Origin of the sequence: Dyadobacter sp. BHUBP1, from assembly GCF_050587785.1 — a bacterium.
GTDB lineage: Bacteria > Bacteroidota > Bacteroidia > Cytophagales > Spirosomataceae > Dyadobacter.
In genome coordinates, this window is sequence record NZ_JBOBIH010000011.1 from 52,848 (window position 1) to 78,616 (window position 25,769).

Here is a 25,769-nt window from a genome sequence, read left to right on the forward strand (position 1 = left end):
AAACAAATTTTTAAAACCATATAACAATGCAACAACTGGATAGCCTTAATCAAGTCGCGGATTTTCACAGAACTTTCAAACACCCGATCCTGGAAACGCCGACGATCCCCTCGGAAGAAAGAAGCCGCCTACGCGTGGCCTTGCTGGCCGAGGAGTTGAAAGAGCTGGAAGTTGCAATCCTTCAAAAGGATATTGTGGAGGTAGCCGACGCGCTTTGCGATCTGCAATATGTATTGTCGGGAGCGGTGCTGGAATTCGGGCTAGGCGAGAAGTTCCGCGCATTGTTCGACGAAGTGCAGCGTTCGAATATGTCCAAAGCCTGCAACTCGATAGAGGAAGCCGAAGCGACCGTAGCCCACTATCAGGCAAAAGGCACCGACTGCTATTTCAAGGAAGATAATGGCAAATACCTCGTATACCGCACTGCCGATGACAAGACTTTGAAGAACATCAATTACTCGCCTGCCGATCTGGCATCGATCATCGGTTAATTATATTTTCTTAGTTCAATCGATCCATTATGAGCTCAGTTCTCGAACGATTCCTGCGTTATGTGCAAATCGATACGCAATCGGACCCTAATTCGGAGACATTTCCCAGTACCGCCAAGCAACGTAATCTGAGCAACCTGCTCGCGGAAGAACTTCGTGCACTGGGCGTCGCGGACGCGCACGTGGACGAGCATGGGTACGTGTACGCGACAATCCCGTCCAATTCGGATCGGAACGACGTCCCTGTAATTTGTTTCTGCTCGCATGTAGATACTTCGCCGGACGTCACGGGCGAAAATGTAAAACCGATTGTTCACAGAAATTGGGATGGATCGGACATTATTTTGCCGGACGATCATTCGCAGGTGTTGAGAGTAGGAGAGCTGCATGACCTCGATCAGCAGATTGGGAATGATATAGTCACCGCCAGTGGTACCACGTTGCTAGGCGCTGATAATAAGGCGGGTGTAGCTGAAATTATGGCTGCCGCCGAGTATTTGCTGAGTAATCCGCATTTGAAGCACGGCGATATCAAAATACTTTTCACGCCGGACGAGGAGGTAGGAAGAGGAACCGAAAAGGTTGATTTGCAAAAGCTGGGTGCTGATTTTGGCTACACTGTTGACGGCGAGGCGATCGGCACACTGGAAGATGAGACGTTTTCTGCCGATGGTGTGAGAATCACCATTCACGGCGTGAGCACCCACCCGGGTTATGCGATTGGCAAGCTGGAAAACGCATTGAAAATCGCTGCCGAAATACTCGCACGACTTCCCAAAGACAAACTTTCCCCCGAAACCACGCAGGATAAGGAAGGTTTTATCCATCCGGTGCAAATGGAAGGCATTCAGGAAAAAGCCGTTTTGAGCTTTATCATTCGCGATTTTACCGTGGCGGGCCTGCACGAGAAGGAGACATTGCTGAAAGGCATTATGGAGGAAGTGCTTAAAGGATACCCCAATTCTTCTGCTGAATTTAGAGTTCAGGAGCAATACCGGAACATGAAGGAGGTACTCGATCAGCACCCGGAAGTTATCCGGAATGCATTGACAGCGATGGAACGGGTCGGGCTGAATCCGATCCAGCGCAGCATTCGCGGCGGTACCGATGGCTCGCGGCTCTCATTCATGGGCCTGCCATGCCCGAACATCTTCGCCGGCGAGCACGCTTTCCACTCCAAACTGGAATGGGTGTCGGTGCAGGATATGGAGAAGGCGGTCGAGGTTATTGTCAGTCTGGCGGGCGTCTGGGCGGAAAAATAATTTTGAATGATTGAATGACTGAATGATTGAATAAAATATTCGGTCCACTCAATCATTCGGTCATTCAATCATTCAATCATTCAAAATTGAAAAAGACCAAATATTACGTAGTGTGGCAAGGCCGGAAGACGGGCGTTTTTACCGATTGGAAGGAATGCGAAGCGCAAATCAAGGGCTTCGAGGATGCGCGCTATAAGTCTTTTGACTCTTTGCAGGAGGCCGAAGCGGCCATTCAGCGGAATTACTGGGAGTTTGTGGCCAAAAAGGATTCGAAGCCGGCCGTTCAGGAGCCGCCCGCGAATGTCGGAAGGCCCATTAAAAATAGTATTGCCGTGGATGCGGCATGGAATACCGCGACAGGCGATATGGAGTACCAGGGCGTTTATTACGCTACCGGCGACCGCATTTTCCTGCAAGGGCCATTTAAAGACGGTACTAATAATATCGGCGAATTCCTGGCGATCGTGCATGCATTGGCCTATTTACAAAAGAAAGAGAGCGATCTGCCGATTTACAGTGATTCCAAAACGGCAATTGCCTGGGTTAAAAAGAAACACGCGAATACCAAATTGGCTTTGACGCCGCGGAACAAACCGCTTTTTGAAATGTTGCAGCGCGCCGAACGCTGGCTGGCAACGAACACTTACCCCAACAGGATATTGAAATGGGAGACAGAGTATTGGGGAGAGAATCCGGCTGATTTTGGAAGAAAATAGACCATAATATGCCCCGTAACGCCCATTTCCGGTTCAAGCAGTTTACTGTCCGGCAGGACCAGTGTGCCATGAAAGTATGTACAGATGCGTGCGTATTGGGCGCATGGGCGGATGTGGAGGACGCCGACCGCATTCTCGACATCGGTGCCGGAACCGGGCTATTATCATTAATGGTAGCACAGCGCAACTCGTACGCGATGATTGACGCCGTGGAAATCGACGCGGAGGCATTTTACCAGGCAGGCGAGAATGTGGAGCAAAGCCTGTTTCACGACCGCATTACGCTGTTCCATTCGGCGGTACAGGAGTTTGTTTCCGACCACTTATATGATGTGATCATCACCAACCCGCCGTTCTTCCAGTCGGACCTGCTTTCGCCGATCGATAAAAAGAATATTGCCCATCATGCGAAATCCCTTGATTTTGAGGAGCTGCTCGTCGCTATACAGCGGCTTTTGAAACCGGAGGGGAAATTCAATATTCTTTTTCCGGTGGACGAGGGTGAGCGCTTCGCGGAAAAGGCGGGACAAGCCGGCTGGAAACTCACTCGTAAGCTGACTTTGTTTCATCAGGAAGACAAAAAAGCATTTCGCTTACTCATGGTGTTTCAACGAGCTGAATTTGCTCATAATGTGCACGTTGAGCCCGATTTGTACATTTATGAAACCGACGGTGTTACCCATGATCCGCGTTTTCGGGACTTGCTAAAAGCTTTTTATTTGAAATTTTGATCAGGAAAAACACGAACTTTGCCGCAAATTACCGGCAAAGCATTGTCACTGAAACCGTACATGACCGACCAAGTTACCCAGATTTCCGTTGTTGTCCCGCTTTACAATGAAGAAGAGTCGCTTCCCGAACTCTGCGAGTGGATTGCGAGGGTTATGGAGGATAATCACTTTACGTATGAAGTGCTTTTTATGGACGATGGCAGCAAGGACCGTTCCTGGGAGGTGATCCAGCAGCTTTCGAAGGAAAACCCCAATGTGCGCGGGATGAGTTTTGTGCGGAATTATGGCAAGACAGCTGCATTGCAAACGGGCTTTCAGGCCGCAAAGGGTGAAGTGGTGATCACCATGGATGCCGATTTGCAGGATAGTCCGGACGAAATCCCCGAGTTATATAGCATGATCGTCAACGACCGCTTCGACCTGATCTCGGGATGGAAGAAAAAGCGGTACGACCCGATCACCAAAACTATCCCTACAAAACTGTTCAATGCTGCTACCCGCAGTATTTCAGGGGTTTATCTCCATGATTTTAATTGTGGTTTGAAGGCCTACCGCAAGGAGGTCGTCAAGAATATCACTATTTACGGAGAGATGCATCGCTACATTCCGGTAATTGCGAAGTGGAATGGTTTTGCCAAAATCGGGGAGAAGGTGGTGCAGCACCGGGCACGCAAATACGGTCACACAAAATTCGGTCTCGAGCGGTTCATTTTTGGCTTCCTGGATTTGCTTTCGATCGCCTTTGTGAATAAGTTTGGACGGAGACCGATGCATTTGTTCGGCAGTCTGGGAACTCTTATGTTTTTTCTTGGAAGCCTTATAGCTGTGTGGCTTATCGGAAAAAAGATATATAACATTTACAATTTATTGCCTTACCGGAATGTTACAGAGAACCCGCTGTTCTTTCTGGCGCTGGTAGCGATTATGGTAGGCTCTCAATTATTTCTCGCAGGATTTTTGGGTGAATTGTTTGTAAAGCAATCTGTTTCAAAGACAGGGGATTACACTATTGCTGAAAAGGCAGGATTGTAAGAAATCAAGATCAGTATTCAACGAAATTTAAGTTTAAAGTTATTACCTATTACACAACTAATGATCGCTAACGTACACAAAGCACATCCGTGGCACGGAATTCCAATGGGTGACAAAGCACCCGAATTAGTTACTGCATTTATTGAGATTGTTCCTACCGATACCGTAAAATACGAAATTGACAAGGCCACCGGTTACCTCAAAATCGACCGCCCTCAGAAATACTCGAACATCGTTCCTGCATTGTACGGTTTTATTCCCAAAACCTATTGCGCGGATAAAATCGCGGCACTGGCGCGTGAGCGGTCAGGTCGTGATGTGACCGAGGGAGATGGTGACCCGCTGGATATCATCGTATTGTGCGAGAAAATCATTTCACACGGTAATATTATGTGCGAAGCGAAGCCCATCGGTGGTATCCGCCTGATCGATGGCGGCGAAGCCGACGACAAGATCATCGCTGTTTTGAAAGGCGACGAAGTTTATGGCCAGTTCAGCGACCTGAGCGAGCTGCCGGATGGTATCGTGGAGCGTTTGAAGCACTACTTCCTGACTTACAAAAACCTGCCGGGCGAGAAGGCGCACATTGAAATCACTAATGTTTACGGCAAAGACGAGGCGCATGAAGTGATCCTTACTTCGGTAGAAGATTACAAACATTCTTATTATTGAGCCGACGCAGCATGTGACGTCAGCTGACGGAATTTAGAGCCGCTCCTGCTAGGGGCGGCTTTTTTTAATTCGTATCTTTGCGCAAATTTTGACCAACCATTGGCACTCGCTGCCAGGCATATATGAGTAATTTACAAGAAATTAAGAAGCGCCGCACGTTTGCGATCATCAGCCACCCCGATGCCGGGAAAACCACTTTGACCGAAAAGTTGCTCCTTTTCGGTGGCGCGATCCAGACAGCCGGTGCGGTAAAGTCCAATAAAATCAAGAAGACTGCAACTTCCGACTTTATGGAGATCGAGAAGCAGCGTGGTATCTCGGTGGCAACGTCGGTAATGACCTTCGAATACAAGGACCTGCTGATCAATATCCTCGATACGCCGGGTCACAAGGACTTTGCCGAAGATACTTACCGCACATTGACCGCCGTGGATAGCGTAATCCTCGTCGTTGACTGCGTGAAGGGTGTCGAAGAGCAAACTGAGCGTTTGATGGAGGTTTGTCGCATGCGTAACACCCCTGTGATCGTGTTCATCAACAAGCTCGACCGCGAAGGCCAGAATCCATTCGAGTTACTTGATGAGCTCGAAAGCAAGCTGAATATCCGCGTTCGCCCGCTTACCTGGCCGATCAATATGGGCGCCAATTTCAAGGGTGTTTACAGCTTGTACGAGCAAATGCTGTATTTCTTCAAAATCAATAAAACTAAGATCGAGAACGACGTAGCGAAGGTGAACCTCGAAGATGAGAAGTTGGTCGAGTTGCTTGGGGAAAGAGATGCAAACCAACTGACAGAGGACGTTGAACTCGTAGAAGGCGTTTACGATGCGTTCTCGGAAGAGGCTTATCAGAAAGGCCAGCTTGCGCCGGTATTCTTCGGAAGTGCGATCAATAACTTCGGGATCAAGGAATTGCTTGATACATTCTGCGATATCTCGCCCATTCCACAACCACGCCCTACAGACGTACGCGAGGTAGAGCCTACGGAACCGAAATTCACCGGGTTTGTATTTAAAATCCACGCTAACCTCGATCCCCGTCACCGGGACCGCATTGCGTTTTTGCGCATTTGCTCAGGTAAATTTGAGCGGGGTAAATTTTATAAACACGTGCGTCTGGGCAAGGATGTGCGTTTTTCGAGCCCGTTCACCTTCATGGCTTCGGATAAGAGTGTGATGGAAGAAGGTTTCCCGGGCGATGTGGTGGGGCTCTATGATACGGGTAACTTTAAAATCGGTGATACATTGACTGAGGGGGAAAACCTGCAATTTTCCGGTATCCCGAGTTTCTCGCCGGAGATTTTTAAGGAACTGATCAATATGGATCCGATGAAATCCAAACAATTGGAAAAAGGTATCCAGCAGCTCACCGACGAAGGTGTGGCGCAGCTCTTCACCCTGGACCTTGGCAATAGAAAAGTGGTAGGTACCGTTGGAGAACTTCAATTTGACGTAATCCAGTACCGCCTCGAACACGAATATGGAGCCAAATGTCGCTGGGTGCCGATGAATATCTCCCGCGCCTGCTGGCTCACCGCCGACGATAAACCGGCCATGGATCAGTTTATACGCCTCAAAGGCAACCAAATCGCCTACGACAAGGACCGTAATCCGGTTTTCCTTGCCGAATCCGAGTGGATGATCCGCATGAACCGCGAAAACAACCCGGCGATTCATTTCCATTTCACGTCGGAGTTTAAGACCGAAATGGCACTTTGACGCTGATTTTGAGTGAGGTTGAAATTCGTTATATTTGCTTAGAAGCTAATTGAAAGAACCATGATACTCACCGAGACGATTCCTGCTAGCTTGATCTTCGAAGAACTCGACGGACGCCCCTTGTACCGCAAGGGTTACAAGAAGGTACTGGAAAATAAATTGTCTCCGGAAGAAGTTATGGGCTGCAGTTTTTTACAGGCGCTGGTCGTCAGTATTGTTTTTCCTTATCTTAAGGAAATGTTGAAAGGTAAACAGTACTGGGTGCTTTGCAATGAATCCGGACTGCACGTTTCGCGTGGAAACAACCTGACTAACGATATTGCCGTTTTTGAAAAGGCGACAATCAAGGATGTCTTCTCAAAAAAGTACCCCGACGTACCTCCGAAAATCGCGATCGAGGTAGATGTGAAAATCGAGGCAGATCAGTTCCCTAGTCCCGAGGAGTATATTTCTCGCAAAAAGCGAAAAAATGATCGAATTTGGTACCGAACGGGTGATCTGGATTTTGACAGAAAGTCGTAAGATCATGGTAATAGGCCAGTCACGCGAATGGACTGTCTATGAATGGGAGGAAATGATCCCCGTTTTTGATCAATACCAATTTTGCCTGAATGATCTTTTGAAGCAGGAGGGCGTAATTTAGAATAACAAAGTAACCTATACTGAAACAGGCTGCCACATTTCAAATATGGCAGCCTGTTTTATTTTTGATCAGCATTAGTTTCGCGGTCCTCCTCCGCCGCCGCGGTTATTCCGGCGGTCTTCGAGCATGGTTTTGTATTTTTCCTGTTGTTCTACGGTGAGGATTTTGCCGAGTTCGGTATTGAAAGTCTCCATCGAGGCCCGCATTTGCTCGCGGTCCATGTTTTGAGAATCCCTTAATTCCTGCATTTTCTTGGCGCGGGCGAGGCTAAGGTCGTATACTTTTTTCTGCTGATCATCCGAAAGTTTGAGGTTTTCGGTCAAAGTCTTGGTCTGGTTCTCGGCGCGCTGCTCGGGCGTTGCATTGCCCCCGCGTTGCGCGAAAGTTGTGAAGCTTACAAATGCCAGTAAAATGGCTAACAGTGATTTCCTCATGGTCAAAAAAGTTTAGATACCCGGGTTAGATATAAAAAGGTGCGGCAAGTTTAATGCGCTATTTAAATTTTCGACTGAGTATCTGGACAGCGAGCGCGACGGCAATGGCACAGGTATAACTCATCAGCGTGCCTACCAGCACGTATTCTGATTTCTTGCTGATATATGCCGGAGGAATGCCCGGTTCTGTTGACTTATCGTTGTACCTCAACAGTGATTTGGCGGCGATGAGGAAGCCGATGGCCGAATATTGATTGACTAATACAAAAACAAAAATGAGCAGCCGCTCAGACATACCTATCCAACGGCCTGCGCTGGCAAGGTTATCGTCCGCTTCCGGCGCAAGTTTACTGAGTTCCTCCCGCCAGGGTTTGGTCAGAATGCCTACCAAAAACGAAATGGGCGACAATGAAAGCAGCGCCCCGGATAAGGCTGCCAGGGTTTTAGGCGTATTAAACCATGTGATGAGGGCTTCAAAGCCAATAGATATGTTGCCGGTCAGAATGAGCGCGGTAAATGCAATGGTAGCCAGGTGTGCTGCCTGATCGGCGATAAACCAGGTGAGAGAGCCCTTCTTGTCAAATGATATTTTGACAAGATCGATCACTCCGTGCGCTATGCCGAGTGCAATGGCCGGGAGCGGGTTTTGCCATTGGTGCAGGGCAATATAGGAGACGATTATGACGAGCAGTATGTGGAAATACAAATACCGGGATTTGTATTTTTTCTCCTTTTTGTCGGTTACCCACCTGGTAGGCTGCCAGTAAAAATCTACGAGAACGTGTGCCAAAAGAAGCAGCAGAAATTCTGTCATAGCCGTTTAGCGTTTGGTGTATAGTGATAATTGCTTTGGAAAGGTAGTAAGAAAACTATCAATAGCCCACCATTTTGACGCAGCAACCCGCTGGCTTGCTGCGGGCTGGCTGATGGATAGTATCTCGGCTATCTGGGTCACATTTTTGCCTAACAAGAGCGCTTCAATTACCTGGCTTTGAGCTATCGTCCAGTTTTCGATGACTGTTTCGAGCAAATCCAGTGTCGCCGATAAAGGCTCCGATGGTCTGGGGAGCGCGATACCGATCCTGGCTTTCTGCTGGCGGATCGTATCTGCCAGGCGTCCCGAAAGCCTGAAGGCCTCGCCATCGGATGTGCCCGGGCGGTCGGTGAGTTGCTCGGTATGGCCAATACCAATGGCTACGCGCATGTCCGCATTGAGGGCGTGCTTACGCATGCAGGCCCGTGCGAGTATGGCCATGCGCATGGCTTCGTCGGGATTTTTCAAAACGGCCTGAAAGCTGTCGCCGCGGTATATTTCCGGTTTCAGCGCCCAGTTAAAAGCCTGATTTTGATGCAAAATAGCCAGTAATTCTTCCAGCCATGTGGTCGATTCCTCGTGCGAAAACTGCGTGGAGTTTACCATATCAGCGGTTATAACCGCCCGGAATGCTTTCATGGGTATAAGGTTTTTTGCTTATAATGGTCAAATATAAGTTAAAAGCCTTATATTTTAAATATATAAGTTAAAAACCTTATATCTATCCTATATAAGGGAAAAGCCTTATGCTTTTAGAAACAGATTCGCCAGATGAGCCCATTCTTCTTTCAGACTTCCTTTATACACCTCTGCACCAGCACGCCGGTACCAATATCCTGCATTGAAAGCATCGCCTTCGACGCGGTGCAAATAGGCGTGTAAACGATCGTAGGCCTGAGTTCCCTCCCGGCTTTGGGCGATATTATGAGCTGCTTCCCAATCGCCATTGGCGTCGTGCCAAAGTGCTTCCAGAAGGACGGGAAGGCCTTTGGGAGGAGCGGGTTGGGAAATTGATTCCTGGAATTGTTCGAATGTCATAATCGGTCGAAAGATGGTGAACAACGGTGAAAACAGTTGCAAGATACGCCTCAGAGCCCTGATTTACCGATTTTACTTGTATATTGTAAGGCACAATTGTAATTAAGACAACAATATATGTTTAAACAATTATCAACGATATTAGGCTGCATGACGCTGGCGGTGTATTGCCACGCACAGGAGACTTTCCCGAGAAACGGCGCCTATGATGAAAGAACAGGGCGCTACGCTTTTACGAACGCGACGATCGTCGTGGATCCGAAAACTACCATCGAGAATGCCACGATGCTGATCGAAGATGGTGTGATCCGGGAAACTGGTAAGCAGGTGAAAATCCCCGCCGGTACGGTTACAGTCGATCTGAAAGGTAAATTCATTTACGCATCACTCATCGAACTGGATTCTGACTACGGCATGCCCGAAGTGAGAAGGGCGCAAGGCGGTGGCGGCCGGCAAACCCCTCAATTGGAATCGAATAAGAAAGGTGCATTCGGTTGGAATCAGGCCATTCAGCCCGAAACGGATGCCAGTGCTCTTTTTACACCCGATTCTAAAAAAGCAGGCGATTTGAGGAAGATCGGTTTCGGTACCGTACTGGTACATTCACACGACGGTATTGTCCGCGGAAGCGGCGCGCTCGTGACTCTTACCGACGAACCAGCAAACAAAGCCATGCTTAACGGCAAAGCATCGGCCCATTTTTCTTTTGGCAAAGGGAGTTCATCACAAACCTATCCGTCGTCGGGAATGGGCGTGGTGGCGCTTTTGAGACAAAATTACTACGATGCCGACTGGTATGCGAAAGGCGGGAGCAAAAAGGAAACCAACCTATCGCTCGAAGCATTCAATCAGATTAAAGCGCTGCCTTCATTTTTTGAAGCAGGTGACAAATACAGTATCCTCCGGGCTGACAAGATCGGAGATGAATTTGGAATACAATATATTATTCGCGGAGGAGGAGACGAATATCAGCGGATTCAGGAGATAAAGGCCAGCAAGGCAACGCTGGTGTTACCGCTGGTATTCCCGGATGCCTATGATGTGACCGACCCGTGGGATGCGGAAGTGGTAACTATGAGTCAGCTGAAACACTGGGAACTGGCGCCACGTAATGCATCGGAGGTTGCGAAAGCGGAGATTCCTTTTGCATTGACTACCGCGGGATTGCGGAATAAAGCCGATTTCTGGAAAAACCTGCGGACAGCCGTTGAATATGGCTTGCCTAAAGAAAGAGCACTGGCCGCGCTCACCACCCTTCCAGCCTCGCTGGTCAAAGCCGATAACAAGATCGGAAGCCTGAAATCAGGAATGCTGGCCAACTTTATCATTACTTCGGGAGATTTGTTTTCGAAAGACAACATAATCTACGAAAACTGGATCCAGGGCAAGAAATTCGTGCTAACGGCATTGGACGCGCCAGACATCAGGGGTACTTACTCGCTGTCGCTGAACAACCAGCCTGCCGGAAAGTTACAGATCACCGGATCTCCGGAAAAGCCCGAATACAAGATCACGGTACACGACTCGATCAACATCACCCCCAAAGCTATCCTGGCGAATGCATTGCTTACATTGAGCTATCAGCAAGACAAAAAAGTGGGTGGTACGACCCGTCTCACCGGTTGGTTGAGCGGAAACGGGTTCAGCGGGGAAGGAGTGTTGCCTGATGGAACAGTTATTCCGTGGAGCGCCGCGTTTACGGAAAAGAATACAACAGTGGCTGCCGCTGATACCACTAAGCCGAAAAGCAAAGAAACTGGGCCGATTGTGTATCCATTCGTAGGCTACGGAAACGAAACATTACCTGCGAAAGAAACGGTATTGATCAAAAATGCGACGATCTGGACGAACGAAAAAGACGGTATTTTGCAAAATGCCGACGTGATTGTGCAGAACGGCAAAATTGCCAAAGTAGGGAAGGGCCTCGCAGCACCGTTAGGAGCAAGAACGATCGATGGAACAGGTAAGCACCTTACCAGCGGGATTATTGATGAACACTCGCATATTGCGCTTTTCAGCATCAACGAAGGCGGGCAATCCAGCTCGGCAGAGGTGCGCATGAGCGATGTGATCAATCCTGACGATATCAACATTTACCGACAACTGGCGGGCGGCGTTACCGCCTCGCATTTGCTGCACGGCTCAGCGAACTCGATCGGCGGGCAAAGTGCGATGATCAAGCTGAAATGGGGAGCAAGCCAATCGGAAATGCTCATCCCGGAGGTGAAAACGATCAAATTCGCATTGGGTGAAAACGTGAAGCAGTCGAACTGGGGCGATGTGCAGCGTGTGCGTTTCCCGCAAACGCGTATGGGCGTGGAACAAATCTATTTCGACCATTTTCTGCGTGCGAAAGAGTATGCTGCCAGTTGGAAGAGTTACAATGCAAACGCTAAAAAGGCGAATATCGCGCCACCCCGCCGCGATATCGAGCTTGATGCACTGGCGGAGATACTCAATAACGAGCGCTTCATTACCTGCCATTCCTATGTGCAATCCGAAATCAATATGCTCATGCACGTAGCGGACTCACTCAAATTCCGGATCAATACATTTACTCACATCCTGGAAGGTTACAAACTCGCCGACGGTATGCAGAAACGGGGTATCGGCGGCTCGACGTTTGCCGATTGGTGGGCCTATAAAATGGAGGTAAAAGAGGCGATTCCATACAATGCGGCATTGATGTATCACGAAGGTGTGACGGTGGCGATCAACTCCGACGATGCCGAAATGGCCCGTCGCCTGAACCAGGAAGCTGCCAAGACGGTGGAGTATGGCGGCGTTCCGGAAGAAGAGGCCTGGAAAATGGTCACTTTGAATCCTGCCAAACTGTTGCATGTCGACGACCGCATGGGAAGTGTGAAGGCTGGTAAGGATGCCGACCTGGTACTGTGGAATGCAAACCCGCTTTCGGTATATGCTAGGCCCGACTTCACGATGGTCGAAGGCGCGATTTATTTTGACCGCAAAAAGGATGAAGAGAAACAGAAATCCATTGCCGTGGAGCGTGAAAGGCTGATCCAGAAAATGCTGGGTGAAAAAGCAGAAGGTAAACCTACGCAAAAACCGGAAGCGATTAAACCACATATGTGGCATTGCGAAGACGTAGTGGGAATTCACGCAGAGCATGTTGATATCCATGCCGGTAAATAACTGTTTCAGGACATTCAAATTGATTTTTATGAAAAGATATAAACTGATCGCCGGTCTTCTGCTGGGACTGACAGCCGGAGCGCAAGCGCAAAATCCGGCCCCGGCGAAACCGCAAACCAAACCGGTAGTGCTCACCGGTGCTACGATACACCTGGGAAACGGGGAGGTGATCCAGAACGGCGCTATCGCGTTCGACAAAGGAATCATCACGCAGGTAGGGCCGACGGCTTCGGTAACAAGCCCGGTCGGCGCCGAAACTGTCGATGTGAAGGGAAAACATATTTTCCCAGGCCTGATCTCCCTGAATACGACCGTCGGGTTGCAGGAAATTGCGTCGGTAAGGGCTACGCTCGATTACCGTGAGGTAGGGGAGATCAATCCGCACGTGCGTGCGCTCGTGGCTTACAACACCGATTCGGAAGTGATACCAACCTTGCGGGGTAATGGGATCCTGGTATCGCAGGCCGTGCCGCAAGGCGGTGCGATCTCTGGCTCGTCATCCGTTTTTTACAGTGACGGATGGAATTGGGAGGATGCGGTATTGAAAAAGGATGATGGTATCTGGCTAAGCTGGCCTGCTTTTCTGGCAGGGAATTTCGATAACGAGACTTTCACGTATTCCATCAAGCGAAACGACAAGCGTCAGGAGGTAATAGATCTCTTCAAAAAGACATTTGCCGAGGCAAAAGCTTACGCTGAAATCGCCAATCCAAACCCTGTAAACCTTCGCCTGGAAGCGATGAAGCCGCTTTTTGCAGGTACGGCCAACCTTTACATCCGCGCCGACTACGCGAAGGATATTATCGAGTCGATCCGTTTTGCGCAGGAAGCAGGTGTGAAAAAGATCGTCATTGCAGGTGGTAACGAGTCCTACAAAGTGACCGCCTTTTTGAAGGAAAACCAGGTTCCCGTAATTATCAACACCACACACCGGCTGCCGGAAGGTGTCGACGAAAACGTTTACCTTCCCTACGAGCTGCCGGGAATACTCCACAAGGCGGGTGTAAAAGTAGCTATTACCTACGCAGATGAATGGTGGCGTACACGCAATCTCGGTTTTCTGGCCGGTACCGCATCCGGCTTCAGCGGGGTAACCTCGGAGGAAGCATTGCAATTTGTTACACGTAATGCAGCCGATATTATCGGTGCCGGGAAGCAGGTAGGAACGCTCGAAAAAGGCAAGCAAGCTTCTCTGCTCATTTCTGATGGCGATATCCTCGATATGCGTGGCAATATGATTCAAGCGGCATATATCCGCGGTGGAAAGGTCAACCTCGACGACAAGCAGAAGCGACTTTATGAGAAATATAAGGACAAGTATGGAAAGAAGTAGCCAGTCAAAAAGTCAATAGGTCAGGAATTGAAAAGCCATCCGTTTGTATAGCGGATGGCTTTTGTTTTTAGTGATTTGGATTTATGTATTTCAAAATATCAACCTTGCCGAAATCTCTGTCATTGTCCGCTATCAATGTCAAATTGTTGACAATTGCCGTTGCGGCGATAAACGCATCTGGAAGTTTCAATCTGTATTTCTTCCTGACTGCTATGGTTTGATCAACAATGGCACGGTTCAAATCCAGGACGGTAGAGCCGCTTATGAACATCTCGTAAACCACTTTGTCCATCATGTCACTAGGCTCCCAAACACGCAATTCAATCTCCGTTATCAGTGAAATAATTGATTCATTATCAATGATCCCGTCTATAAAATGTAGCCCGGACAGGGGTAATGTGGCATTCAGATACTTAATAACCGCGCTGGTGTCTATCAGATATCTCTCTTCCATTCATTCCTTAGTGTGTTTAACTGTGAATCAATTTCTTGATTTGTCATTGGCGACTTGATTTGTTTTCTCAATTCTGAAAGCGGTCGCCGGTTCCGGAGAACCTTGATCAAGTGCATTTCCTCCATATCCAATAGAAGTTTTAACGCTTTATCGTCCGTGATTTCTATTTCAATGGTTTTCATGGTCCGACCAGTTTGTTTCAAAAATCAATTTACAAAAATACAATCAACTTTCTCCCACCAGGTAAATCCCATCATCAGTAATGCGGATAATACCCTGTTTATACAGCCCGCCGATCGCCTTTTTGAATACTTTTTTGCTGATTTTAAGTCTATTGTAAATAGCCTCGGGTGATGAGCTGTCGGAAAGGTTCAGAAAGCCCTTGCCTTTTTTGACTTCTTCCAGAATTTGCTTCGCTACCGGCTCTACGACGTCGTAGCCCGTCTTTTGGAGGCTGATATCCAGCTTATTTTCCTCACGGATTTTTTTGACATAACCTTTCAGCGTATCACCGATTTGCAATGGCTGAAATACCTCGTTGGCGTAAACGAGGCCCTTGTGGTATTGGTTCACGACCACATTATAGCCCAGATCGGTTTTCTGCCATACCAGCAAATCCACTTCTTCACCTTCCGCTACGGTGAGCCGGTCGTTTTCAAGGAATTTGTCGATTTTGGCGGAGGCCAGCAGGCGTTGCGATTTCTGATCGAGGTAGAGGAACACGACGTGCCATTCGCCAATCTCCATCGGCTTCGGCTGCTCACGGAAGGGTACGAAAAGATCCTTAATGAGCCCCCAATCGAGGAATGCTCCATATTCGGAAACATCTTTCACTTCCAGGAATGCAAACTCGTTACGGATGATTTTGGGCGTCTGCGTGGTCGCTACGGGCCGGTCTTCCGAATCGAGATACACGAACACTTTGATCTGGTCGCCGACTTGCATCTCGTCCGTGATATATTGATTGGGAAGCAGCACTTCTTCACCTTCTACATCGCTCAGGAACATCCCTACGCTGGTAACCCGCTCGATGGTCAGGTAATTGTATTTTCCTATAAATAGCATTATTTAAATAACGAGGTTCGGATACAAAGGTAGCGCTTTCGCGTCGATTTACTCTTCATCGTTCATTTCACCTTGCTTATCCATATTCTGTTTATCCTTCGAGCGGTTCAGGCGATAAGATAAAGTGACCAGAAATTGCCGTGGCCGCCATTGGAATACCAAGTAGAATAATAGCCGGCATTCCAGGTAATGCTGCGGTGCCTTTACGAATTGAGCTCCGTCTCGTTCTCGCTACGCGTAACCGTGAGCGCGTTGTTCATGTCAAAATCCGGTATTCGAGTCGCGATTTGTTGTCATTTTGTGATTTGCGGACTGACAACGTGGCGGTAATAGTATAATGATTATTCAAAAGAATTGCATGCCAGCGCCACTACTCTTGGGAAACGTCTATCTGATTCATTTGCTGGGCTTTTTGAAGCATCTCCATACTCCCAATATCGATCCAATATCCCGTTGTCTGCGGCACGCCGACAACATGCAACCCCGCATGCAGCGCCGATTGAATGAGTTGCCATCCTTCATAAGGAATGCCCTTGGGCAAGAGATTGAGGACTTTTTGATTGAATAGATAAATTCCCGCATTGACCATAAACTCGTAATCCGGCTTTTCGACAAAGCTTCCGATGCGGCCATTCGCGTCCATATCAAATACTCCGTAGGGTACTTTGACAACATTGGGTACGGTCAAAACGGCCGCATCGGCGTTCCGGGAAAAGTATTCGGTGCACAGGTTTCCGACATTGAAATTGGAATATACATCTCCATTAATCACCAGGAAATGCTCGTGCGGCCAGCGATGTTTCAGCGTCAAAGCGCCGACGCTGCCCATTGGACTGTGTTCCTGAATATACCGGATCGAAATGCCCAGCTTGCTGCCATCGTGCAGGTAGCCTGTCAGTTGCTCGGCCAGATGCCCCACTGAAATGTGCATTTCCCGAAAGCCTGACATGGTCAAATGATCAATCAGATGCCGGATAATGGGCTTTTCGCCTACCGGAATGAGCGATTTGTGGGTGCTATCGGTCAGCGGTTTCAGACGGGTGCCTTTGCCACCTGCCATAATGATGATATTCACAGGCCATTGGCCCATTTCAGCGGTCCGGAGCATATTGCTTAATTTTTGATGCTATTCAAAAGGCTCCCGACAGCTTGGCTGACTCTTTGCAGCTGCTCGTCCGTGATGGAAGTTGAGCAGGGTAGCATGATTCCACGCCCGGATACCTGGGATGAAACATTCTCATGCGTGAGATACACATCCTCCCGGAATACCGGAAGCTCATGAATCGGCGTCCACAGCGGTCGCGTTTCAATATTTTCGGCTGCCAATCCTGCAATCAGGCTTCGGCTTTTGTCGACCAGCATGGCGGAATGCCAATAGTTGGAATCGGTGCCGGGCGTTAATTGCTGAAATGCAACCTCATATTCCGCGAACGCCTCATGATAATGCGCAGCAACCTCCCTTTTCCTTTGCAGAAAATCAGGCAGTTGCTCCATTTGCGCACAGCCCATAGCTGCAAGCGGGTTTACAAGGCGGAAATTGTAGCCGAGTTCGTCGTGAATATATTCGGTAAGATGGCTTTTAGCCTGGGTAATGAGGTGTCGCGCGCGTTTGGCCAATGTATCGTTATGCGTCAGGATAGCTCCGCCGCCAGCTGTGGTAATGATTTTATTGCTGTTAAAACTCATGGTCCCCAGCAGGCCGGACGTGCCCGAATGCCGACTGTTTTGAAATGCCCCCAGCGAGCATGCCGCATCTTCCACTACCGCCAATGCAAATTGTTCTGCAATACCGTTGAGCCGATCCATTTCACAGATGTTTCCCAGCAGGTGTACCGGTATCACTGCTTTAATGCGCCGGTGGTTTTTGCGGTGGAAGCACCCGCCGCTATTCTGATAGGTATGGTTTTCAAGAAAATCCTGCACCAAATCCAGGTTCATCAGCCATGTATGCGGGTCGATATCAACCATTATAGGAGTTGCTCCGAGATACTTTACCGCATTCGCGGTGGCTACAAAAGTGAGGTCCGGGACGAGTACGAGGTCTCCTCTTTCCACTCCCGCGAGCGTGAGCGCAACCTGCAATGCGCTCGTGCCGTTGGATATGCCTATTACGTGCTTTGCGCCCGTGTAGTCGGCCAATTGGTGCTCGAAGCGGCGCAGGAAACTGCCGCCCGACAGCCAGTTGGAATCGACGGCTTCGGCCATGTACTGTTTTTCGCGCCCATTCAAGTTGGGCTCACAGAGGGGGATCACAGGAGGGCTATACGTTTCCATAGCGTGCATTCATCGGTTCGCTGATTACCTGTTCGCGGAATAGCGAGGCTATTTCCGTGATACCGTTCGGGACTGTTTTGGTGATGGTAAAGCCGAGTATGTTTTTGATTTTATCACAATTCACTTTGTAATCGCGTGGGTCGGTGACTACGGGATGGTAGTTCACTTGGAGCGAAGGGATCGCTTTGCCGATCTCGGCCGCCAGCATTTTCTTGGTATAGTTCTGCGAAGTATCTCCTACGTTGAATGCCTCCCCGTCCACTTTTTCCTGATCGGCTGTGAGCGTCATTTTCACAGACCGGGCCAGGTCGCTCACGTGGCAATAGGGACGCCAGAAGTTTTCGCCGTAGATCAGCAACGGCTTTCCCAGTGCCGCGTCGCGCGTGAATTCATTAACCGTGAGATCAAACCGGGGGCGTGGCGATATGCCATAAACCGTAGAAAAACGAAGGATAGTGCGCGTAATAGTGCTGTTTTTCTGGTCAAACAAGTATTTTTCAAAATTGACCTTCGTCTCCGAATACAATGAAATCGGGTTCAGTTCAGCAGTTTCGTCGAGTAGAGCGTCGGCGATAGCCATTTTGCCATAATTACTGCAAGTGGAGGCAAATACGAACCGGTCGATTCCGGCCTCTTCGCAAAGTTCGTACAGGCGTACGGATGCATGCCAGTTCACTTTCAGCGCCAGTTCCGGATATTTCTTGCAAGGCGGCTCACCAACGATTGCGGCGAGATGGCACACATAATGTACCCCATTTAATGCTGCCCGGATATCGTTGTCGTTCCGGAGGTCGCCTTTGATAAAACGGAATGCCGGGTTTCCCCAGAAGCTCAACAACGATTCGCCACCGAATGAGAGGTTATCAAGTACGACCACCCGAAACTGGTCCTCCAACAGGATTCGGACCAGTTCGGAGCCAATGTAACCTGCGCCGCCTGTTACCAGCACCGTTTTGGCTTGTTGATTAATCATATGCAGAAACTTTATGAAAAGATTGAATAAGTTCTTCGGTGATGATGTCTGGTGACCATTGATCGATGATCGCCTTGCCGTTAGCGCCCATTTGCCTGAACTTTTCGGGATGGCTCATAAACCATTGTAGTTTGCCGGCAAATTCCTCTTGATTGCAAGGGTCGAACCGGAAGCCATTGAGCCCGTCGATGACGAGGTCGGTGGCGCTTCCGCACCGTTCGGACACGAGTACGGGCATAGAGTATACCATCGCCTCATTGGTCAGGAAGCCGAATGGCTCAAATGTACTCGGGAGCACGGCCACGTCGGCCAGTGTGTAACGAATCGGTACCTCATACCATTCGCAGGGCTCCATCCAATGCACTTGTTCGCAGCCCAGCGAGCGAATCAGTTCTTGTAGCCGCGGTTTCTGGCTTCCCTCACCGCTCAGGATCAATCCCCATTCGTTACCGTTTTTCGAGCGATTTTTGGCTTCATGAAAAGCCCTGATTAACATGTCGAGGTTCTTGCGTTCCACGAATCTGCCCGCATACAGGAAATTAAAGCGCGGCAGGCCGGCTTCTGTTTTCCTGCGGTCGCGCAACGCTTGCTCACGTGTGAAGATTTCGAGCAGAGCATCGTTATCAACACCCACATTTTTAGTGCTGAGAATGCGTTCGCGGTTCACATCCAGTTTCAGCGCATATTCGGCGGCTTTCTGTCCGAGGCAAACCAGTGCGTTGCATTGTCCGAGAAAGGCCTTTTTCAAGCCTTCTTTCCACCAAACCCTACGCCTGCTGATTTCGCTGCTTTCGAAATCCAGCACAACTTTTATTTGGTTGATTTTACAATAGCCCAATACAAACCAGTAGGATGGGTCATAATAGCCATTGAGATAAACAATTCCGGGCTGGTGGTGGCGGAGTGCAGCGAGTAGCTTTTGTGTTTTTTGAATATGCCCGATCTGTTCGATGGCTTTGCCGGGAAACAGGACCTGATAAGGGTAGGTATGAACGCTCAGGTCCGTTTTAAGTCCTAGCCGGCTGAGTTCGCTGAAGGCTAGTTGCAGTACAAAGAAGTCGTTTCCTTCCTCATGCAACCTTTGGTGAAGTTGGGTGAAAATCCGGGCCTTGTAATGCGACCAGAGGATATTGTGGATAGCCAGTACCTTCATTGATTTCTGATTTCAGTCTTGCAAAGCGGCTCGTGCGGGCCTTTACACTCTGGACAGGACTGTTATGGAAATCAATGCACGTCCCCGGAAAAATTTTGATACCGGGGACGGTCAATGGCCTTATTGAAGCGTATTACTAAGTCTTTTTAGTTCAATCTCAGCAGCTTTGGCGGCATAGTTCAGGTTGATCAGCCTGTAACCTGCTTCTTCAAAACTGCGTTGGGCTTCGCGCACGTCTATGATCGTTGCCTGGATCAGCTCAAAGCGCTGGAGGGTCAGGTCGAGGAGTTGTTTGCTGAGCGCGTAGCTTTTCTTCTGGTTTTCCAGCTGTTCGATGGAGCTCTGGTAGGTCTGGTACATCTTAACCGCGCTAGCGCTGTAATCACGCAGCAGCGTGTTTTTTTGCAATTCGGCCGTTTTTGTGTCGATCTCAGCGGCCTGCTTCTGGCGTTTGAATGCCGTGCCGTTGTAGATCGGGACCGCGAGTGTGAGCCCTGCTTGCGGACCTACCACCCGGTTGAGCAGTGTAAGACCAGCGGCTGTCTGGTTGCGGGAAAAGTTATAAGCTGCATTGAAACGGACCGTAGGGTAACGCAGCGCCGATGTTTCTTTGACAATCAGTTCATTGATTTTGATCTGATGGTCGGCCGCTTTAACGTCGGCATTCGCAGCTAACCGGTCCAATATGGTGGCCAGTTGCATATTGTTGTCCACTGTAATGGTGTCCTTGATGGTGACCGCCGACTTGGGATCAAGCGTAAGTGTACGAAGCAGTTCCGTTTTGGCGACTTGCGCCACCATTTGCTGGTTCAGGAGAGTCTGATTGAGTGTATTCAAATCGATTTCGGCCTGAAAAATATCCGCATTGTTGGCCATACCGGCTTCTTTCCGTACCCGCAGGATTTCGAGCCGCTTCTCAGAAGCGATAATGGATGTGCGGATCGTATTGATGTAACTCAACTGGCGAACTACGTCGTAATAGCTCGTCATAACCAGCGCAATTGTATTCTGGATTTGTGAATTGAGTACTTCAGAACTTTGGTATTGCAGTTCGGCCAACCGTTTTTTGGTAGCTACTACCCGTTTTCCATTATACAGGAGCATTCCTACCGCAAGGTTTGCCTGCGTGTTATTCCCCGCGGCGGCGTTACGGCTGATTTCCACACCGGTGTTCAGTTTCTGGTTTACCTGAGTGATTTGCTCTGTATTGGAAGCGTTGAGGGCCACCGTCGGCAAGCCGCCCGCTACGCCGTAGTTGTTCAGGATGGTATTCGCATCGACATTATTTTTGGCAATCTCAATTTCGTAGCTGTTTTTGAGCGCAGTAGCCACGGCCTGTTCGAGTGTAAGTGCCAATGTATCGGCAGGCTGTGCGATGCCCCGGGCCCCGGCCCAGCCGGTACTGCAGCAAAGCAAAAGGAGAATGAATGTGTACTGGTATTTTTTAAAAAAGGTGAGCGAGCCCATGTAAAAAACAATAGTTGATTTTGTTAAAAAAATATCCTTTAAGCCACAAGCTCCTCTGCCATTTTCTGCTCTTCCGTCACCTTGTGTTTTTTGGGTGAAATGAACGTGTAAATCGCCGGGATCACAAACAGCGTCAGGATCAGCGAGAACATCAGACCACCAACGATCACCACTCCCAGCGGTACGCGGCTCGTCGCCGCCGCTCCGAGGCTCAATGCGATTGGTAACGCACCGAATGCGGTTGCCAAGCTCGTCATCAAAATAGGGCGCAAACGCTGCGTTGCCGATTCGATAGCCGCAGCCATCCGGCCCATGCCCTGTTCGCGTTTCTGGTTGGCAAACTCCACAATGAGGATACCATTCTTCGTCACAAGCCCGATGAGCATAATCATCCCGATTTGAGAGAAAATATTGATGGTTAATCCAAACAAATACAGGCTTAGCAACGCACCTGCCAATGCTAATGGCACGGTGATCATGATAATGAACGGGTCGGTGAAGCTTTCAAACTGGCCGGCAAGCACCAGGTACACGAGTAAAAGCGCCAGCCCAAATGCGAAACTGGTATTGGAAGAACTTTCCTCGAAGTCGCGGGATGGACCTGTGAGCGACGTCTGGAAGGATTCGTCGAGCAGCTTGGCTCCAATCCTGCGCATGGCTTCCACACCGTCGCCAATCGTTTTGCCTTCCACGAGCGATGCGGAAATCGTAGCGCTTTTATAGCGGTTATAGTGATAAATGGTCGGCGGGCCGCTCTCTTCTTCCATATGCACAACGGCCGTGAGCGGAATGCTTTCGCCGCGGTTGTTACGCACATACAATTTCTCGATATCGGCAGGTTTGTTACGCTCCGAACGTTCCACCTGGCCGATTACCTGGTATTGCTGGCCATTCATGATAAAGTAGGCCAGCCGGCGACCGCTGAATGCAGCCTGGATGGTGGCGGCTACATCGGTTGTAGAAAGGCCCAGGTCACGTGCTTTGAGACGATCGATGGTCAGGCGTACCTCCGGTTTGTTGAATTTGAGGTTCACATCGACATTCTGGAATGTCGGGTCCTGTCTTGCTTCGTCGAGGAATTTCGGAAGAACTTCACTTAGTTTGTCAAAATCGAGGTTTTGCAACACAAACTGAACCGGAAGGGAGCCCCTTGAACCGATACCCACGGAAATCGTCTGCTCCTGCGTTGCGAATATGCGGGCGTCATTGAACCGCGACATCTTCTTGTTAATTTCCTGTGCGATGTCATTCTGACTTCTCCTTCGCTGGTCGGAGGGGACAAGGCCGATACGAGCCGTAGCACTGTTCACGCCGCCCCCGCCGAAGCCGGGTGTTGCCGAGAAAGTAAATGCTTTTTCAGGAATAGAATCATTGAGAAAATTGCTGAGCTGGTCGGATACCTGCTGCATTTGGTCAAAACTGGTACCCTCCGGCGCCGAAACGCTGAAACGGACACTGTTTCGATCTTCCATCGGCGCGAGCTCACTTTGCAAATGGGTGTAGGTAAACCAGATGAGCACACCGCAAGCTACGACCAGAACCCACGAAATCCAGCGTGCTTTCATAAATCCGCGGAGCATTCGGTTGTAGCCGTCTTCCATTCCGGTGAAGAATGGCTCTGTTTTGTTATAAAACCAGCCATGGCCTGCATTTTTGCGGTTCAGCACTACATTCAGTACCGGTGTGATCGTCAACGAAACGAATGCGGATATCAGTACCGCGGAGGCTACCACGATCCCGAATTCGCGGAAAAGGCTTCCCACAAAACCTTCTAGGAAAATTACGGGAAGGAATACCACAGCCAATGTCAGCGAAGTTGAAATAACTGCAAAGAAGATTTCCCGGCTACCTTCCAATGCCGCCTGCCGGATCGGTAAACCGCTTTCCAGTTTGCGGAAAATGTTTTCCGTGACGACAATACCGTCATCGACCACCAGACCTGTTGCGAGCACGATGCCTAGCAGCGTGAGAATATTGATCGAAAACCCGCACATGTACATAATGAAGAACGTCGCCACGAGCGATATCGGAATATCGATCAATGGGCGGACGGCCACGAGCAGGTTCCGGAAGAAGAAGAGGATCACAATTACCACGAGAGAGAATGCGATGATCAGCGTTTCTTCTACCTCTTTGATAGATTGCCGCACGAGGCGGGTATTGTCGATCAGTACGTTGAAGGTAATGTCCGATTTATTGGATTTCTGGATTTCCGCGAGGCGTTTGTTGAATTCGTCGGAAATCTGCACGTAGTTGGCACCGGGCTGTGGGATTACCGCCAGACCTACCGCATACATGCCGTTGTATTTCCAGCTTTGTTCCTCGTTTTCGGGGCCCAGTTCCACTTTGGCTACGTTACCGAGCCTCACGATTCCCGAGCTGTCATTGCGGATCACGAGGTCATTGAATTCCTTCTCGCTTTTCAGACGGCCCATGGTTCGGATCGTCAACTCGGTATTGTCGCCGTAGATTTTACCCGCGGGCAATTCCACGTTTTCCGAAGCAAGAGTAGTGGTAATGTCGTTGAAGGAGACGTTGTAGGAGCTCATCCGGTCGGGATTCAGCCAGATGCGCATGGCGTAGCGCTTTTGCCCGAAAATATTGATCGCACTTACGCCGTCGATCGTTTGCAGGCTTTGTTGGAGGACGTTCTCGGCATATTCACTCAGTTCGAGCAAACCTTTCGACGGGCTTTGTACGGCCAAAAGGAGAATAAAATCGGAGTTGGCGTCAGCCTTACTTACCACCGGGGGGGCGTCGATGTCCTGCGGGAGGTTGCGGACAGCCTGGCTCACCTTGTCGCGGACGTCGTTGGCGGCGCCTTCGAGGTCGGATTTCAGGTTGAATTCTACGGTAATGTTACTCGAACCAATCTGGCTCGAAGAGCTGATACTCTTGATACCAGGGATACCGTTGATGCTCTTTTCGAGCGGCTCGGTGATCTGGCTCTCGATAATGTCGGCATTGGCACCGGTGTAGCTTGTCCGCACGTTCACGATTGGCGGGTCGATGGCCGGGTAGTCCCTCAGTGAAAGGAAGTTATATCCTACGACACCAAAAAGGATGATGAGCAGGTTCATCACGACCGCCAGAACGGGCCGTTTCAGGGATAGTTCTGAAATATTCATAGCAGGGGTTTCAAAGGAATGGTCACTGCAACAAGCGCCGCAACGGCGATTGTTACTTACTCGCTACATTCAGGTTTCTAACACTTCTCACTTTCACAGGAGCATCGGGACGGGCAAAAAGTACACCCGAAACAACCACCGTATCGCCGACATTCAGGCCTTTGGTTACTTCTACCACATCTTCCCTGCGGTCGCCGGTTTCTACTTGTGCAAATACGGCCTTACCCCCTTTCACGGTCACGACTTTCTTGCTGCGGGCTTCCGGAATAATGCTGTTGGAAGGAATAAGTATGCTATTTTTATTGTTGCTGGCAGTGATATATACTTTTGCAAACGAGCCGGGGCTGGTATTGCCAGAGCTCAGCACCGCGCGAACCGTCAGGTTACGGGTGGTTTGGTTCACTTGTGGTTCGATAGCCAGAATGCGGGCGGTTTCATATTTACCAGAAGCCTGGTCGAGCATTACTTCCACCGTGCCGCCTTTGTTCACATATTGCTGGTAGCTCTCTGGAACCGTGAAATCTATCCGCAGATTGGAGAGTTGCTGCATCGTGGCGATTACACTCTGGGGCGTCACGTACGAGCCCGCACTCACCTTGCGCAAGCCTACCACACCTGTGAACGGTGCCTTGATGATCGTCTTGTCGATCAGCGCCTGGGTATAGGCCATGTCCGCTTTGAGGGTATTGACATTGTTGAGGGCCAGGTCATAATCCGCCTGGTTGATACCGTTCACGGCGATCAGCTGTTTGAGCCGCTTTTCGGTCGTTTCGGCGAGGTCGAGCTGTATTTTCGACCGGTTGAGCTGGGCAAGGAGGTCGGCGCTGTTAATCCGGGCGATCACCGTTCCTTTTTGGACCGTTTTGCCTTCCGGTACATCGAGGAAAGTCAGCAATCCGCTTACTTCCGGCCGCAATTCTGCGAATTCGTTGGCCACGATGGTACCATTCACTTCTACCTTGTCACTTACCTTCTCGGATTTCGCAACGATCACATCCACGATGGTGGGGCCTCCACCGCCTTTTTGTTGAAAAGTATCCTTTTTTTCTCCGCACGAAAGCGTAATAAAGAGCGAACCGGCAATGAAAAGTGAAGACAGAGGTTTGGTTAAGTTTGGCATTCCTTCTGCACGGGCAGATCTGGCGATAACATTCATAGGGTTGGTTAACCTGGCTTAAATTGGTTTAGGAGTCTGACGGACTAAATGCGTCCTAT

The 25,769-nt window shown here is 49.5% G+C and carries 24 protein-coding genes; 10 read left to right on the forward strand and 14 right to left on the reverse strand.

What is annotated here, in order from left to right; translation table 11 throughout:
- The first annotated feature begins 26 nt into the window (after positions 1-26).
- The 8 genes from ACQ4MZ_RS28330 to ACQ4MZ_RS28365 all read left to right on the forward strand — a co-directional run bounded on the left by ACQ4MZ_RS28330 (position 27) and on the right by ACQ4MZ_RS28365 (position 7,144).
- Positions 27-491, forward strand: coding sequence for a hypothetical protein (locus tag ACQ4MZ_RS28330; protein ID WP_430850961.1), 465 nt, complete (start codon positions 27-29; stop codon positions 489-491).
- 29 nt (positions 492-520) lie between these two features.
- The gene (gene pepT / locus ACQ4MZ_RS28335) at positions 521-1,753 is read left to right on the forward strand and encodes a peptidase T (protein WP_430850963.1); all 1,233 of its coding nucleotides are present in this window, start codon (positions 521-523) and stop codon (positions 1,751-1,753) included.
- Positions 1,754-1,839: 86 nt separating this feature from the next.
- Positions 1,840-2,469 (forward strand): viroplasmin family protein, encoded by a 630-nt coding sequence (locus ACQ4MZ_RS28340; RefSeq protein ID WP_430850965.1) that lies wholly within the window; start codon positions 1,840-1,842, stop codon positions 2,467-2,469.
- Between the two features lie 8 nt (positions 2,470-2,477).
- Complete coding sequence (locus tag ACQ4MZ_RS28345) at positions 2,478-3,200, forward strand: tRNA1(Val) (adenine(37)-N6)-methyltransferase (RefSeq protein ID WP_430850967.1); 723 nt, start codon at positions 2,478-2,480, stop codon at positions 3,198-3,200.
- 60 nt (positions 3,201-3,260) lie between these two features.
- Positions 3,261-4,232, forward strand: coding sequence for a glycosyltransferase family 2 protein (locus ACQ4MZ_RS28350; protein ID WP_430851145.1), 972 nt, complete (start codon positions 3,261-3,263; stop codon positions 4,230-4,232).
- 60 nt (positions 4,233-4,292) lie between these two features.
- The gene (locus ACQ4MZ_RS28355) at positions 4,293-4,904 is read left to right on the forward strand and encodes an inorganic pyrophosphatase (protein WP_430850969.1); all 612 of its coding nucleotides are present in this window, start codon (positions 4,293-4,295) and stop codon (positions 4,902-4,904) included.
- A gap of 122 nt (positions 4,905-5,026) precedes the next feature.
- Complete coding sequence (locus tag ACQ4MZ_RS28360) at positions 5,027-6,622, forward strand: peptide chain release factor 3 (protein WP_430850971.1); 1,596 nt, start codon at positions 5,027-5,029, stop codon at positions 6,620-6,622.
- A gap of 60 nt (positions 6,623-6,682) precedes the next feature.
- Positions 6,683-7,144, forward strand: a complete 462-nt coding sequence (locus ACQ4MZ_RS28365) for a hypothetical protein (protein ID WP_430850973.1) — start codon at positions 6,683-6,685, stop codon at positions 7,142-7,144.
- Between the two features lie 195 nt (positions 7,145-7,339).
- Here ACQ4MZ_RS28365 and ACQ4MZ_RS28370 read toward each other — a convergent pair whose 3' ends face one another.
- The 4 genes from ACQ4MZ_RS28370 to ACQ4MZ_RS28385 all read right to left on the reverse strand — a co-directional run bounded on the left by ACQ4MZ_RS28370 (position 7,340) and on the right by ACQ4MZ_RS28385 (position 9,551).
- Complete coding sequence (locus tag ACQ4MZ_RS28370) at positions 7,340-7,699, reverse strand: hypothetical protein (protein WP_430850975.1); 360 nt, start codon at positions 7,697-7,699, stop codon at positions 7,340-7,342.
- A gap of 58 nt (positions 7,700-7,757) precedes the next feature.
- A complete protein-coding gene (locus ACQ4MZ_RS28375; RefSeq protein WP_430850977.1) occupies positions 7,758-8,513 on the reverse strand; it encodes a DUF3307 domain-containing protein in 756 nt (251 codons plus the stop codon).
- Between the two features lie 6 nt (positions 8,514-8,519).
- Complete coding sequence (locus ACQ4MZ_RS28380) at positions 8,520-9,152, reverse strand: hypothetical protein (RefSeq protein ID WP_430850979.1); 633 nt, start codon at positions 9,150-9,152, stop codon at positions 8,520-8,522.
- 105 nt (positions 9,153-9,257) lie between these two features.
- Positions 9,258-9,551, reverse strand: coding sequence for a hypothetical protein (locus ACQ4MZ_RS28385; RefSeq protein WP_430850981.1), 294 nt, complete (start codon positions 9,549-9,551; stop codon positions 9,258-9,260).
- Positions 9,552-9,668: 117 nt separating this feature from the next.
- Here ACQ4MZ_RS28385 and ACQ4MZ_RS28390 point away from each other — a divergent pair, with 117 nt between their 5' ends.
- Together ACQ4MZ_RS28390 and ACQ4MZ_RS28395 are read left to right on the forward strand one after the other, a co-directional pair.
- On the forward strand, positions 9,669-12,707 hold the full coding sequence (locus ACQ4MZ_RS28390; protein WP_430850983.1) for an amidohydrolase family protein: 3,039 nt from the start codon (positions 9,669-9,671) through the stop codon (positions 12,705-12,707).
- Positions 12,708-12,735: 28 nt separating this feature from the next.
- Positions 12,736-14,040 (forward strand): amidohydrolase family protein, encoded by a 1,305-nt coding sequence (locus ACQ4MZ_RS28395; protein WP_430850985.1) that lies wholly within the window; start codon positions 12,736-12,738, stop codon positions 14,038-14,040.
- A gap of 67 nt (positions 14,041-14,107) precedes the next feature.
- Here the strand turns inward: ACQ4MZ_RS28395 and ACQ4MZ_RS28400 are convergent, their stop codons facing one another.
- The 10 genes from ACQ4MZ_RS28400 to ACQ4MZ_RS28445 all read right to left on the reverse strand — a co-directional run bounded on the left by ACQ4MZ_RS28400 (position 14,108) and on the right by ACQ4MZ_RS28445 (position 25,710).
- A complete protein-coding gene (locus tag ACQ4MZ_RS28400) occupies positions 14,108-14,494 on the reverse strand; it encodes a type II toxin-antitoxin system VapC family toxin (RefSeq protein WP_430850987.1) in 387 nt (128 codons plus the stop codon).
- Complete coding sequence (locus ACQ4MZ_RS28405; protein ID WP_430850989.1) at positions 14,476-14,676, reverse strand: hypothetical protein; 201 nt, start codon at positions 14,674-14,676, stop codon at positions 14,476-14,478. Before ACQ4MZ_RS28405 ends, ACQ4MZ_RS28400 begins: the two co-directional genes overlap by 19 nt.
- 43 nt (positions 14,677-14,719) lie before the next feature.
- Positions 14,720-15,559: a CvfB family protein gene (locus ACQ4MZ_RS28410; RefSeq protein WP_430850991.1), complete on the reverse strand. Its 840-nt coding sequence runs from the start codon at positions 15,557-15,559 to the stop codon at positions 14,720-14,722.
- A gap of 370 nt (positions 15,560-15,929) precedes the next feature.
- The gene (locus ACQ4MZ_RS28415) at positions 15,930-16,667 is read right to left on the reverse strand and encodes a sugar phosphate nucleotidyltransferase (RefSeq protein ID WP_430850993.1); all 738 of its coding nucleotides are present in this window, start codon (positions 16,665-16,667) and stop codon (positions 15,930-15,932) included.
- A 5-nt stretch (positions 16,668-16,672) separates the two neighbouring features.
- The gene (locus ACQ4MZ_RS28420) at positions 16,673-17,833 is read right to left on the reverse strand and encodes a LegC family aminotransferase (RefSeq protein ID WP_430850995.1); all 1,161 of its coding nucleotides are present in this window, start codon (positions 17,831-17,833) and stop codon (positions 16,673-16,675) included.
- A complete protein-coding gene (locus ACQ4MZ_RS28425) occupies positions 17,820-18,806 on the reverse strand; it encodes an NAD-dependent epimerase/dehydratase family protein (RefSeq protein WP_430850997.1) in 987 nt (328 codons plus the stop codon). The genes ACQ4MZ_RS28420 and ACQ4MZ_RS28425 overlap by 14 nt, the downstream gene beginning before the upstream one ends.
- Positions 18,799-19,959 (reverse strand): glycosyltransferase family 4 protein, encoded by a 1,161-nt coding sequence (locus ACQ4MZ_RS28430; RefSeq protein ID WP_430850999.1) that lies wholly within the window; start codon positions 19,957-19,959, stop codon positions 18,799-18,801. Before ACQ4MZ_RS28430 ends, ACQ4MZ_RS28425 begins: the two co-directional genes overlap by 8 nt.
- 120 nt (positions 19,960-20,079) lie before the next feature.
- Entirely contained in the window at positions 20,080-21,426 is a 1,347-nt protein-coding gene (locus ACQ4MZ_RS28435; protein ID WP_430851001.1) for a TolC family protein, read from the reverse strand.
- A 38-nt stretch (positions 21,427-21,464) separates the two neighbouring features.
- The gene (locus ACQ4MZ_RS28440; RefSeq protein ID WP_430851003.1) at positions 21,465-24,554 is read right to left on the reverse strand and encodes an efflux RND transporter permease subunit; all 3,090 of its coding nucleotides are present in this window, start codon (positions 24,552-24,554) and stop codon (positions 21,465-21,467) included.
- Positions 24,555-24,606: 52 nt separating this feature from the next.
- Complete coding sequence (locus ACQ4MZ_RS28445) at positions 24,607-25,710, reverse strand: efflux RND transporter periplasmic adaptor subunit (RefSeq protein ID WP_430851005.1); 1,104 nt, start codon at positions 25,708-25,710, stop codon at positions 24,607-24,609.
- Between the last annotated feature and the right edge of the window lie 59 nt (positions 25,711-25,769).

Excerpts from the sequence above, each read along its gene's own strand:
- ACQ4MZ_RS28330 (WP_430850961.1), top strand. The coding sequence starts at position 27 with ATGCAACAACTGGATAGCCTTAATCAAGTCGCGGATTTTCACAGAACT.
- pepT (WP_430850963.1), top strand. The coding sequence starts at position 521 with ATGAGCTCAGTTCTCGAACGATTCCTGCGTTATGTGCAAATCGATACG.
- ACQ4MZ_RS28345 (WP_430850967.1), top strand. The coding sequence starts at position 2,478 with ATGCCCCGTAACGCCCATTTCCGGTTCAAGCAGTTTACTGTCCGGCAG.
- ACQ4MZ_RS28350 (WP_430851145.1), top strand. The coding sequence starts at position 3,261 with ATGACCGACCAAGTTACCCAGATTTCCGTTGTTGTCCCGCTTTACAAT.
- ACQ4MZ_RS28355 (WP_430850969.1), top strand. The coding sequence starts at position 4,293 with ATGATCGCTAACGTACACAAAGCACATCCGTGGCACGGAATTCCAATG.
- ACQ4MZ_RS28360 (WP_430850971.1), top strand. The coding sequence starts at position 5,027 with ATGAGTAATTTACAAGAAATTAAGAAGCGCCGCACGTTTGCGATCATC.
- ACQ4MZ_RS28365 (WP_430850973.1), top strand. The coding sequence starts at position 6,683 with ATGATACTCACCGAGACGATTCCTGCTAGCTTGATCTTCGAAGAACTC.
- ACQ4MZ_RS28370 (WP_430850975.1), bottom strand. The coding sequence starts at position 7,699 with ATGAGGAAATCACTGTTAGCCATTTTACTGGCATTTGTAAGCTTCACA.
- ACQ4MZ_RS28375 (WP_430850977.1), bottom strand. The coding sequence starts at position 8,513 with ATGACAGAATTTCTGCTGCTTCTTTTGGCACACGTTCTCGTAGATTTT.
- ACQ4MZ_RS28380 (WP_430850979.1), bottom strand. The coding sequence starts at position 9,152 with ATGAAAGCATTCCGGGCGGTTATAACCGCTGATATGGTAAACTCCACG.
- ACQ4MZ_RS28385 (WP_430850981.1), bottom strand. The coding sequence starts at position 9,551 with ATGACATTCGAACAATTCCAGGAATCAATTTCCCAACCCGCTCCTCCC.
- ACQ4MZ_RS28390 (WP_430850983.1), top strand. The coding sequence starts at position 9,669 with ATGTTTAAACAATTATCAACGATATTAGGCTGCATGACGCTGGCGGTG.
- ACQ4MZ_RS28395 (WP_430850985.1), top strand. The coding sequence starts at position 12,736 with ATGAAAAGATATAAACTGATCGCCGGTCTTCTGCTGGGACTGACAGCC.
- ACQ4MZ_RS28400 (WP_430850987.1), bottom strand. The coding sequence starts at position 14,494 with ATGGAAGAGAGATATCTGATAGACACCAGCGCGGTTATTAAGTATCTG.
- ACQ4MZ_RS28405 (WP_430850989.1), bottom strand. The coding sequence starts at position 14,676 with ATGAAAACCATTGAAATAGAAATCACGGACGATAAAGCGTTAAAACTT.
- ACQ4MZ_RS28410 (WP_430850991.1), bottom strand. The coding sequence starts at position 15,559 with ATGCTATTTATAGGAAAATACAATTACCTGACCATCGAGCGGGTTACC.
- ACQ4MZ_RS28415 (WP_430850993.1), bottom strand. The coding sequence starts at position 16,667 with ATGCTCCGGACCGCTGAAATGGGCCAATGGCCTGTGAATATCATCATT.
- ACQ4MZ_RS28420 (WP_430850995.1), bottom strand. The coding sequence starts at position 17,833 with ATGGAAACGTATAGCCCTCCTGTGATCCCCCTCTGTGAGCCCAACTTG.
- ACQ4MZ_RS28425 (WP_430850997.1), bottom strand. The coding sequence starts at position 18,806 with ATGATTAATCAACAAGCCAAAACGGTGCTGGTAACAGGCGGCGCAGGT.
- ACQ4MZ_RS28430 (WP_430850999.1), bottom strand. The coding sequence starts at position 19,959 with ATGAAGGTACTGGCTATCCACAATATCCTCTGGTCGCATTACAAGGCC.
- ACQ4MZ_RS28435 (WP_430851001.1), bottom strand. The coding sequence starts at position 21,426 with ATGGGCTCGCTCACCTTTTTTAAAAAATACCAGTACACATTCATTCTC.
- ACQ4MZ_RS28440 (WP_430851003.1), bottom strand. The coding sequence starts at position 24,554 with ATGAATATTTCAGAACTATCCCTGAAACGGCCCGTTCTGGCGGTCGTG.
- ACQ4MZ_RS28445 (WP_430851005.1), bottom strand. The coding sequence starts at position 25,710 with ATGAATGTTATCGCCAGATCTGCCCGTGCAGAAGGAATGCCAAACTTA.